Origin of the sequence: Sorangium sp. So ce131 (assembly GCF_051519095.1) — a bacterium.
Taxonomy (GTDB): Bacteria; Myxococcota_A; Polyangia; order Polyangiales; family Polyangiaceae; genus Sorangium.
Genome location: NZ_CP150455.1, coordinates 10,311,612 through 10,323,217 on the forward strand (window position 1 = coordinate 10,311,612; position 11,606 = coordinate 10,323,217).

General features: G+C 68.6%; 5 protein-coding genes. All 5 read left to right on the forward strand.

Annotation, left to right across the window (positions count from 1 at the left end; genetic code table 11):
* The first annotated feature begins 521 nt into the window (after positions 1–521).
* The 5 genes from WMF43_RS37450 to WMF43_RS37470 all read left to right on the forward strand — a co-directional run bounded on the left by WMF43_RS37450 (position 522) and on the right by WMF43_RS37470 (position 11,545).
* On the forward strand, positions 522–7,592 hold the full coding sequence (locus WMF43_RS37450; RefSeq protein ID WP_437672235.1) for a hypothetical protein: 7,071 nt from the start codon (positions 522–524) through the stop codon (positions 7,590–7,592).
* The gene (locus tag WMF43_RS37455) at positions 7,589–8,608 is read left to right on the forward strand and encodes a P-loop NTPase (RefSeq protein ID WP_437672237.1); all 1,020 of its coding nucleotides are present in this window, start codon (positions 7,589–7,591) and stop codon (positions 8,606–8,608) included. Before WMF43_RS37450 ends, WMF43_RS37455 begins: the two co-directional genes overlap by 4 nt.
* On the forward strand, positions 8,605–9,048 hold the full coding sequence (locus WMF43_RS37460; RefSeq protein WP_437672239.1) for a hypothetical protein: 444 nt from the start codon (positions 8,605–8,607) through the stop codon (positions 9,046–9,048). The genes WMF43_RS37455 and WMF43_RS37460 overlap by 4 nt, the downstream gene beginning before the upstream one ends.
* Entirely contained in the window at positions 9,008–9,745 is a 738-nt protein-coding gene (locus WMF43_RS37465; protein WP_437672241.1) for an HNH endonuclease, read from the forward strand. The genes WMF43_RS37460 and WMF43_RS37465 overlap by 41 nt, the downstream gene beginning before the upstream one ends.
* A 957-nt stretch (positions 9,746–10,702) precedes the next feature.
* Positions 10,703–11,545 (forward strand): helix-turn-helix transcriptional regulator, encoded by an 843-nt coding sequence (locus tag WMF43_RS37470; RefSeq protein ID WP_437672243.1) that lies wholly within the window; start codon positions 10,703–10,705, stop codon positions 11,543–11,545.
* The last annotated feature ends 61 nt before the right edge of the window (positions 11,546–11,606 follow it).

Sequence of the window (11,606 nt, forward strand, 5' to 3'; positions counted from 1 at the left end):
CCGGCAAGGGCGGCGAGACCGGGCTGAGGAGCCCCCCGAGGCGACGACCGAGGAGCGCACGGCCAGTGACGCCAGCGTGCGGAGGCGGCTGTCGGTGATCATCGCGTTCCGCGTCGGATCGGTGACGACCGCGGCTGCGTAACCGCCCGACGATCGCGATGGGCGCGGCGCGTTGCGGCGCTCGTCAGGGTCGACGAGACTGGACGCGGGGCCGCGTTGGCCCACGGCCGGTGCGGTCCTGCAACGATGCCCACCGAGGCGGTCTCGGCCCGCCTCGCCGCGTCGCGACGAGGTCTGCGTTGCTCAGGTCGCGTCGTCGCCGGCGGTCGGAGCAGCGCGCGACGAGCTCGCCCACGCGTCGGGCAGCAGTTCGTCTAGTCGTTCGCGCTGCCAGCCCGCCTGCAACTTGCCCCCCCCCCGGGGGGGGGAGGCTCAGGCTCGGGTGCCTCGCGCTCCCTGTTCGCGCTCGCAGCACCGGCGGGTCGAGGCTAGCATCCCGCTGCTGCTCCGCAGCCGCAGCCATGAGCAACTCCCCGGAAACATCACAGAAAGACGGCCAGACGAGCGAGGGGGCCGGGCGACCTCTGGCGGCGAGGCACCTGCGCGTCGGCGTGGTCCAGCTCGCTTTTCATCCGGCGGTGCCCATCCCCAAGCCCAGCGGCGCGCTGGATGACCCGCTCGGCGACCCCAATCGGGAGATGTCGTCCCTGCTCCCCGCCGGCCATGCCAGTGCCCCCCGGCCCGTCCAGCTCCAGTTCAAGCAGCTCAGACGGCGGATTCGCCAGGCCTACCTCGATCAGACGCAGCGCAAGGTGGAAGCGATCCTCGATGTGTGCCGCGCATGGCGCGTGCAGATTGTCGTCTTCCCTGAGTACAGCATCCCGGCCGCGCTGCTGGAGAGCATCGCAAGGAGGGCACCGAACACCGTCGTCGTCGCCGGGACGCACTTTGTCGATGACGAAACGCTCGAAGAGAAGATCTATGAGAAGCTCGGCAGCACCGCCGATCATGACGCGCTGCTCAGGTGCGCCGTGAGCCCGGTGCTGTACGGCGGCCGGCTGCTCGCGCTGGTTCCGAAGCTCCACCCGGCCAAGCCGGAGCTCCGCTTCCTGAGCCCAGGGCAAGGCTGGGAGCCCATCGACCTTCCCGAGAACATCGGCGGTCGGCTCGGGGTGCTCATTTGCCTGGACCTCGTACAACGCGAGAGCGAGCCTCACCGCGAGCTGATCGGCCCGCGCCTCTCGCAGTGCAGGCTCATCGCCGCGCCGAGCCTCACCGGGAAGCACACGCGCGCCGAGTTCAGCGCCAAGGCCCTTGACGATGCCCGGCGCAAGGGTCGCCCGGTGCTTTACGCCAACCATGCTCCGGACGGGGGTAGCAGCATTTATGTGGACGAGGGGCGTGCGGAGGATCTCCGCCTCTTCCCCGAGCACGCAGGGTGCCTGGAGGAGGACGAAGAAGGCGTCATCGTCGCGGACATCGATCTCGGCTACGATGCGGCGGGGACGTCGACTCGCCACGTCTCGACGCATCCGGTCCTCCCCTTCGCGGCGGCGTCGCTCGTTTACTCGGGGGTGGATCGCGAAGGCGCTGGCTGGTACCAGCGGCTCGTCGCGGAGCTCGACGCGCCGGCGCGGAGCGAACGGCAGCGGCTCCGCGCCGTGAAGGCGTTCGCGGCGGAAGCGCCGCCCGATATACCGAAACGACCCAGCGCCCGCCAGCGCCGCTTGCAGCGCTTCGTAGAGGAAATTGAGGAGGAGTCGGATCTCGATCGCGTCCGGCAGCTCACGCGCGAGATCGTGCTGCCCGAGGACGTGCTCCCGCTCCAAGGGCTCCGCGCGGCGCTCGCGCGCGGCGCGGCGGACGAGATCCAGCGGTGGACCATCGAGCACGGGGCCGGAGACTTCGGCCCCGTCGTGAACCGGCTGCGGGAGCTGTGGGAGAGGCTGGAGCGCACGGCCGCGTTGTGGAGTGAGAGGGCCAGCCGCGCGGCCGACGAGGTGAGCGCGACGGTGCGAGGCGGGCCGACGCCGCTCAAGGAAAGCATGCTCCGGCAGCTGCTCTCCACCTACGAGAAGGACTTCGACGCGTCGCTGGAGCAGATCAACCAGGAAGCGTTGAAGCTATTCAACGCAGGCCGTTACGCCGAGGCGCGGGAGCGCTATCAACAGATGCTGCGCCGGGCGGAAGAGAAGCTCGCCGCTGCCGGCAACGCGGCGCCGGTCGAGCTGAAGCAGCGCGTCGCGCGTTCTCGCCTGAACATCGCCGTGACCACCCTCAACCTGCAGGAGGTGGATGAGGCCAGGAGGCTTCTCGCCACCGTCGATGCGGACCAGCTGTCCGTCAAGGGCCGGCTCAGCCTGGCCGAAGCCGTGGCCCTCGCCGGCGACCTGGACCGTGCCGAGGCCCTGCTGCCCGGCGAGGACGCGCTGGAAGATGCCGAGCAGCACGGGCGCATCGCGGAGGTCCGGCAACGGATCGCGATCCGGCGCGGCCACATCCCGGCGGACCTACGGCCCTCTGCGCCGGTCCAGGTGGACGCGACCATGGCCCTGCTCTCGCGCGACGATCTCGCCGGTGCCGCAGCGCTCGCGCTGGCGGTGCTGAAGAGCAGCGACGACGACATGCTCACAGCTGCCTTGCTCACGACCGCGCTCACCGACGCGCTCGTGAGGACGATCCTCGAGAAGCCACCGAGGGCTGTGCTCGTCCCCGTCGGGCAGCGCGCCGACGTCATCGCGGCGCTGGAGAAGTGCTTCCGTGTCCTGCGTGATCGGGATCTACCGCCCCCGCAGCGCCGGGATCTGGACCATGCCGAAGAGGTCTTCCGCGGGATCACACACGACGACGACCAGCTGGAGGAGCGCTTTGCGACGCGGGGTGGCGACGAGAGCGAGGAGGCGGACGATGGCCCTCGCCGCATCGCGTTCCAGCTCGCCGTCGATGGTCGTGCGGAAGAGGCGTTGCGCGCTCTGCCGGCCGATCCGGACAACCACCCGTGGCGCGGGCGCCTCGAGCGCGTGGAGCTGCTCGCCGTGGGCGGGAAGCTCGATCGGGCGCTCGACGAGGCCTTGGCGCTCGTGCGCGACTTCCCCGGGCGGGCGCCCATCGAGCACATCACGGCGCAGCTCTGCGCGAGCCAGGGCCGGCCGGAGGAGGCGCTGGAGCACGCGGCGTCGGCCTATGCGCAGCTTCCCGGCAAGGGGTACCGCTTGCTCCTCGCGGGGCAACTCTTGGTCAACGATCAGGCCGAAGCCGCGTGGGAGCTCGTCAAAGATCTCCACGACGACCGCCCGCTCACGCTGCGCACATATGCTATCGCAGCCGAGCGGACCGGCCGCCTGGAGGAGGCAGACCAAGGATGGCGACGGTACGTGGAGCGCAGGCCTGAGGACGTTCCGGCCCGCGTGCGCCATGCACAGCTCCTCCTCCGCATGCACCGGCCGGAGGAGGCCGCCGCGGTGGCCTGGAGGCTCTACACGGAGCAGCCCGACCGCCTCGACCTGGATGCCCTCTACGTCGTCGGCTCGCTCCAGCGGCTCGCGGGCGCGCTCGATGCGGAGCAAACGCGGCGGCTCAAGGACATCGCGAGCCGCGTCAAACAGAGGTTTCCTGCTGATGCCAGGGCCGAGTTCCTGCGGCTTCAGCTCCTCATGCTCCTGGGAGAGTTGCCGGAGGACAGGGAACCCATCGACTATGAGCGCCTGATCGAAGCTGGGTTCCTGGAGGCGCGCCCTGCATCCGAGCTTGTCGACTTCATCCATCAGCAGCAAGCCCTCCGTCATACCGTGTCGCAGCTCGCGCGGCTGGGTGCCATCCCGACGTCCACTGCGCTCGAGCTCACCGGAACCCAGCTCGCCTTCTTCGTGACGCGCATCCTGGAACGGAGGCGTATGGCCGCCCCGGGCTTCCTCTGTCCTCCGGTCTCTCTCAGCGATCAGCCGCCGTCACTCCAGCTTGAGGGCGCCACGATCCTGGTTTCGGAACTGGAGTTGCTACTCATCGAGGTCCTCGACCTGACCCGCACGCTGCGCGATGCCCTCGGCCCGAGCGGCCGGCTCGTCCTCTTCTCGCGCGCCTGCGACCGCATTCGAGACGACTTCACCAAGCTCCGGATTGCTGCGACCCCGAAGAAGCTCGCAGAGACTGAGGCGCTCCTGCGCCAAGTCGAGCACCTCCCGGCCCTCGAAGCCGATCCCAGCGCGCCCTACGACGATCTTGCAGCCGCCCGGAAGAACGGCGCCGCCATCGTCGACGTCGAGGCGCCGGCCGATGTGCAACGTATCTCGCCGCGGGCGTTCCTGAACTACCTTCACGACGAGGGGTGCATCGACGAAGCCCAGCGACGCCGCATCGAGCCTCATCTGCCGAGCGAACCGGAGCCTCCCACGACGCCAGAGTCGCTCCCTGAACGGATCCTGATCCCTTGGTATTTCATTGAGAGGCTCTTTCAGGAAGACGCCCTCCTCTCGGTGTTTAGGGCTCACCACGGGCGCGTCCGCCTCGGGCCACGCGCGAAGATCCACTTCCAGACCGAGCACGACGATCAGGCGGACACGATCCGTGCGGAGAAGCTAGCCGAGAGGGTTCACGCGCTGCTCGCGGAGACCTGGATCCAGGAGGTGCACGAGCCCGCCGTGAGCGATGTCCCTGCCCTGCGAGAGCCAGAGGAGGGTTGGGGAGAAGCCCTGGCGCTAGAGCCGCTTCGAGAGATGCTGGCCTGCCGCTACGCGGTGCTGCAGAACCCTACGTGGTGGAGGCTTTCGGCCGACTTCTTCGGGACTAACGCTCTTGGGGCGCCGAGGCTCACCGCCGCGCTGGCCTGGAAGAGCCATGATGAGTATCATGCCCTGATGGAGCGCGTGCGCCCTGCCGCCGCGCGAGACGTCACGCTGCCGGGGCTTGTCAGGCTTCTTCTTGAGTACGAGGGAGAGGCAGATTCGCGGCTGCTCAAGCTCGCTGAGCTGGGCTTCCCGGACGCGCTGGGCGCCGCTGAGATCTTGCGCCTGGAGCGCCGGTACAGAGGACTTGACAAGGTCGAACCGAAGCGAATCCTCAATAATCAGGAGTGGATGGCGCGGGAAGCGGGGCACCTCGGAGGAGATCTCGCCCGGCTCCGACTGGCTCAGACGTACGCGGCGTGCGTCTTTCGCGCCTTCTGCAATGAAGACGGCTCGGCGGCCGCCGGTCGCTCCGGAGCCGAGCAGGCCGCCCTCGCCCGCGCGCTCCTCAGTCGACAAGAGACCATGGCAGCTGCGTCCATGAGCGATTCGCTGGCGCAAACACTGCAATTTTTGGGCTTTAAAACCCTGGACAACCCTCTGATCGCGTGGAGGCGGGAGGACGGCGGGTATGTGACCGATCACGAGGGCTCGGCGGCTCGTCTATGGGATGCCATCAGGGAATGGACGGGTGAGAACAGGGTACGACGTGCGGCTCATAACCGTGCCATCCGGGAGGCCTGGCTCCTGCTCGACAAGCGGGAGGACGACGGTGCGCTGATGATGAGAGCGATGACGCTCGACTTCGCTCATCCTCCCGAGAAGAGCAACCTTGGCGAGACCGTGACCCTTGTCGATACCAGCGTAGAGGCGCTGGCAATCCTCTCGGCAAACTGGCAAGAGCGCCCTCTCAAGCAGCGCGGGGTCGACGTCGCTCATCCAGACGCGCAAAGAACAGAACGGATCGACTTCGAGCAGATGCTCGAGCACGGCGCCGCCGTCCTCGCCGCTGATCCCACAGACGTGCACGGCAGCCGGAGCATCGAGTACGAGATGGAGATCCCCGGAGGTGATGGCGCACTTCCTGTGCAGGCGCCGGTGGAAGCGGCGCTCTTGAGGGCGGCAGCGGGAGACCGGAGCGAAATCGCCAGACAGCTCAAGACAGTCCAGGGTCGTCATGACGGTGTGCTCTACGATCTCCTCGAAGAGATTGAGCGAGCACCCACGAATCGAAGCGCCCTGCGAAACTACGCACAGAGATCCGCATCCGCATTGTTTCGCCTCGTTCGTGATGATCCGCCGTTCATCCGCGCCTTTAGCCAGACGCGCGGCGTTAGCGCGGGAGGCGCGCGTCCTCACATCGCTGATCTGCTAAAAATTCTATCTGAGCCCGACGAGCCGCTGCCTGCGTCGCTCCGGGACGTCCTTCGAAATCGCCGTGGCGGCGCCTGGTCGACCCGTGAGGATCGAGGCGTCCTGTTAATCATGGCGAGCGAAATTCCTGGATTCTTCTGCTCCGCACTTACTCCATGGAGGCTGGAGCAGGCTGATTATGAACAGCACATCGATGTGGCTCTTGACCACCTCGATCACCCTGATGAGTTTCCGATCGCCCGCGTGGCTGGCGATGTCATCTTCCTCCGCCTCGCTGCCACCCGCCGCGCGCTCGTCAATCTCCCCGAGGGAGAGGTCGACCTCCGAGAAATCCTTCCTGCGCGCTTCGCGCGCCTCCTCAACAAAGTGAGCGAACCGCCGGAACCGGACACTCTCGGCGCCGCGGAAGGTCCTCTGCTGCGCGTATGCGGCGAGGTGGTGCAGCGCCTTGCCCATCCGGCGCTCCTCCCGCTCCGCGAAGGTCTCTGGCTTACCTGGCGACTCTTCCAGTGGCTATGCCTCCAGCTCGGCGCCCTCTCCCCCGACGCGCGACGCGACGGCATCCGACGCCTCGTTGCGCAGGCACCACCGCCCGCGGAGCAACGTGACGTCCTCGACCCCTTCGGCTTCGGTCGCGACGCCTTCGATCATCGCCTCGCCGCCGTGCTCCACGCGCTCGGTGCCATGGAGGATCTCGCCCGGGTCCTCCGGCAAGAGCAGCCGGGACAGCACGCTTCTGAGCCACGGAGTGTCTCCTCGCCGGCACTGGAGGACAAGCTCCTCACCCTTGCGCGCCGCGTCCACTTGGGCCCGAAGCTCGGTTCGGTGCTCGAATGGCATGCACCTGGAGACATACCGGATCTCGCGCTCTATGCGCTTTTGCACATGAACCGCGGGCGCATCGCCGACCTGAGCCCAGAAGCGCGGATGCGCCGCCTCGAGGCACTCCCCACGGATCTGCAGGCCCTGGAGAAATCCGACGAGGCAGCGTTCTGGTTCGTGCGCCGGCTGGTGCTTGCTGCTGCCGATGTGGCGGAGCATCTGACTCCCGAGGAGCGCGCACTCCTGGAGACGAAGCTGCGCGCGACGGTCGGCAGCCCCCGAGTCCAGGAGTTACGCTGGTGGGGGTTCGTGCGCCTCTTCGCCGCGGGTGTGGATTCTCTGGAGAACGAGTCGCACGCCTTGACGATCAAGCATATCCGCCTTCCGCTTGCCTCCGCCGCGGTCGGCCTCTACCTGCTCGGCGTGGCCGCGCGCGATCCGGCCCGCGTGGAAGGAGCGACTGAGGCCATCCTCACCGCGGCGGAGGAAGACGGCGCAGATATCGCTGCGCTAGCTGCCGGTGCACTCGGTCGCCTCGTGGTCCATGGCAAGCCCCCCACCCAGAAGATCGCGGGGGCGCTCCTGCTACGGCTTGCGGAGCGGTCGCCGTTCCGGGAGGATCCTCGCATGCACGAGGTGATCGGCGCCTTCGGCCTGCGGGAGGGGAAGCCGTGAGCGAGCGCACGATACGTCTGCACGCCTTCTGCTCCGTCAAGGGGGGCGTCGGGAAGTCGACTCTCGCGACCGCGTGCGCCAAGCTCCTCGCAAAGGGCGGCCGCGTGCCCGTGCTCGTCGACTGCGATCTCACGGGGACCTCGCTGGCCGATGGCCTCCGCCTGCGCGCGCCCGCCGTGACGCTGCTCGACGACGGCTCGATCAACCTCGAAGCGCCCCCAACGGGGCAGTTCCTCAGCGTCGAGGAGACACGGGCGCGGCGCGGGCGGCGGCGGGATGCCCTGCGGGGCGACGGGCAGAAGTGGAAAGACAAGCCGCTTCCGCCGCCGTACTTCAACGATCCCCTGAACTACGCGTTCCTTACCGGGCAGCCGGCGAGGGTGGATGCGCTGCTGTGGCGGCACGAGCGCGACGACCGCGTGCTCTACCTGCCGTCATCGTCCACCCATGACGACGTGATCCAGAGCGTCGAGTGGTTCTTCGGGCAGCCATTTGACTGGGCGAGGAGCTTCGCCTGGACCCTCGATGGACTTGCGCATCAGGTGCCGGCACTCACCGACGTGGTCGTCGACCTTCCGCCCGGCATCTGGGGCTTCCCGCACGAGGCGTTGGTGCTGGTCTCGACTTTGCTCCTGGGAGAGCCGATGCCCGACGACTACCCGCCGTGGCACGCGGGACCGGTTCGATGGGCGCCGAACCCTTTCCTGGTCACGAGCCGCGATCCGAACGACATCCTGCCGGCACTCGAGTATGTCGCGCGGCAGCGGGCGCGGGTTCCGAGCCTCAAACCGGTCGTGAACCGGGATACCGAGGGCCTGAACGCGCTGCGTGCGATGGCGCGGGCTCGCGTCGGCCCTCTCCTCGAGGCCGCGGGGCTCCACGAAACCCTGGAGCGGGTTGCGGAGATGTCCGGACTGGCGCGCCTCTTCTGGAATGGTGATGTGGCGGTCGACGGAGAGCACCGAGAAGAGTTCCGAGAGGTCACGAGGACGCTCCGGCTGGAGGACGAGCCATGAGCATGGCGACGGCTGAGCTTCTGGTAGAACGGCGGAAGGCGACCGAAGGCAGGATGAGCTGGCGCCTCCCGCGGGGCAATGTGCTCTCCCCGAGCCAGCCTCCTGCCGAGGATGCGCGCGCCGCGCTGCGCCGCCGGATCGAAGCCCTGGAGGAGCAGACGGGGGCCCAGCACGACCGCATTGCCGCGCTGATGCACGAACGGAACGCACACCCGGACGACGGCGATGTCGCCGCGCGGCTCCAGCAGGCGCTCGACGTGCTCCTGGACATGCAGCGCGAGTACACCGAGCTGATGTCGGCGTACTACCGCCCGACGTTCCCGATGCCGTCCGAAGATGCCCTCCAGCTGCTGGAAGAAGCGAGAGGAATCCTGAAGCACTATGAAGATCTTACCTCCCGTGACGAGACCGCCGGCGACCCCCTTCTTCCGAAGCCATGATCCTGCGGCGGCGGAGCGGCAGCGCGGCTACCAGGCTTTTCGCCCGTGCCTGCGGTGGGAGTTCGGCTTCACCTGCGCTCTTTGCATGTTGCACGAGGCGGACCTTGCGGAGCACGGGATAAACTCCACCGGCCTCACCACCGTGGAGCACATCGTACCCCAGAGCAAGGACGTGACGCATGCCAATACGTATGCAAATTGCCTGTATGCGTGTCGCTGGTGCAACCGTTCAAGGTCGACGAAACCGCTGCACGACGCGAGTGGAAACGCACTTCTGAATCCGACGACATGCGCCTGGGCGGATCATTTCGAGGCGCAGGACGACACGCTGGTGCCGAAGACTGGCAGCGGCAAGTACACCGAGGTGGTCTACAGCATCAACGACCCGTTCAAGGTCCGGATGAGGGCGACGAGACGAGAGCTCATCGAGCGCTGCCGCAAGCTGGTTCTCGAGGGACCTTCAGACATCGAAAAGCTATTGCAGCTTCTCCAACGCCTCGTGTCGCGCAATGAACTGAAGGATGCAGAGGCAGAGACGATGCGCTCCACGATAAAGCGTCTCATGGCTGACGTGGCGCGCGCCCGGCAGGCGCTCGAACGTTACCGAGGCGTCCCGGTCGGCGCCGACACGGTGTGCCGCTGCCGAATCGAGCTGACGATGCCTCCACAGGTCGCCGAGCAGCTCATCGATATCTGAGCCAGCGCCGTCGGGCCGACGCCGGCATCCCTACACGTCCCTTCGCGCCGGTACCCGCCACGCCCCGCGCGTCCGGTGCGACGCAACCGGCGCCACCGTCCGGTCGATACCCCGGACATGATTGACCCTGACGATGTGGCCGACATCGCTGAGGCCGCTCTCGCGGAAGAGACAGAAACTTGCTCCCTGCCCGTAGCGCCCGGCCTCATGCTGGTGCTCGTTTACGACGATTGGGGGGTGTTCATGGCAACCTGGCAGGCGGGGTCATGGTCGCGGGTGGGTCGAGATCGGGGAGGCGTGAGCCCCGAGGCCCGCCGCGAAGTCGAGCGAGAGCGACGCCGTCGCTTGAGAGCCGCAACGAGGCGGTCAGGTTGCGGGAGAGCGAGACAGTCCGCCCCAATGCGGCGGGCTACTATCGGCACGAGCGTGCTCGTCGCCCGCCCGCAGCTGGCGACGCGCCGAGCAGCTGCCCGATCGCCTCGTGAACGACCAGGGCTGCTTCTACATCCCCGAGGGCGACGGCTCGGCTCAGTGTGCCGGCGAGCGACGCAACCACGGCGGATCGAGGCGACGGTTCGACCGTCGCGAACTCCCAGGGCCCAGGGCTCGGCGGTTGGGCCCGGGTTGGGTCCATGCCCTCCGAATGGGAGCCATCCGTCGTCACACCCTCCCGAAATGCCGGCCGATCCCACGGATCGCCACGGTTCGCCACCGCAGAATCGTTGCCCAAGTTCGTCCCTGCTCCCGAAGGGCCGCAGGCCCCCACCCTCCCCCGGCCCCTCGGCCCAACTCCCGCCCAACCAGGGACGTATCGAAGCGGGATTGAACCCGGCGAGGCCCCAGCGCCCGCAGCGCAGGAGAACCCCTCCCTGGCCGCCTTTTCGACCGCCTGGGCCTCCTCTTCGATCCCCGCCCCCGCGAGCCCATGCCCCGACCGGCGGGTGCTAGAATGCCGCGGTGATCTTCGACGACCTCGGCCCCACGCCGATCCGGGTCATGCGGCAAGCCGGGCCCCTGGAGTGCCTGCGGCCGCCGCGGACCCCGGCCGTGCACACGTTCGTCGTGCTCGCCCTGCACGTCGGTGGTCGCACCCGGGTCGAGCACCACGGCGAGTTCGAGCTGCGGGCCGGCCACCTGCACCTCATCCCCGCCGGCGACGCGCACCGCGTGCTGTCCGCGAGCGGCCCCGAGGTGTGGAAGTTGGCCTTCTGCCGGTCGTGCCTGGACCCGGATCGTTATGGCCAGCTCCTCGCCCCGCTCGACCGCGTCCGTCAGGGCGCCTCCCCCGTCGTCGAGCTGCCCACGGCGCGCCAGGCATACGTGCTCGACCTGTTCCGGGAGCTCGATCGCGAGCAAACGGCCGCGGGCGCGATGCCCGTCGTGGCCGAGAGCCTGCTCGCGCTGGTGCTCGCCGAGGTCGTGCGCGCGCGCGGCGCCGGCGCCGCCGCGCCGCCGCCGCCGCCGCGTCAGCCGCCCTCGCTCGTGGCCGACGCCCTGGCCTTCATCGAGGCGCGCTGCCTCGGGCCGCTGACCCTGAACGAGGTGGCGCAGGCGGTGCGGCGCACGCCCGCCCACGTGACCACGGCGGTCAAGCAGGCCACCGGGCGCACCGTCGTCGCGTGGATCGTGGAGGGGCGCATGGCCGAGGCGCGGCGCCGCCTCCTCGCGACCGACGAGTACGTGGACGCGATCGCCGAGCGCGTCGGCTACGCGGATCCAAGCCACTTCGTGCGGCTGTTCCGGCGCCACCACGGCGCCACGCCCGCCGCCTGGCGCGCCCGGCACCGGAGCGCCGGCTGAGGGACAGGCCTCACGCCCCACCTCACGCCCCGGGCCCACCCCGGGGGGCAACACCCCCGAG

Coding starts and splice junctions, on each gene's coding strand:
- WMF43_RS37450 (WP_437672235.1), top strand. CDS start 522: ATGAGCAACTCCCCGGAAACATCACAGAAAGACGGCCAGACGAGCGAG.
- WMF43_RS37460 (WP_437672239.1), top strand. CDS start 8,605: ATGAGCATGGCGACGGCTGAGCTTCTGGTAGAACGGCGGAAGGCGACC.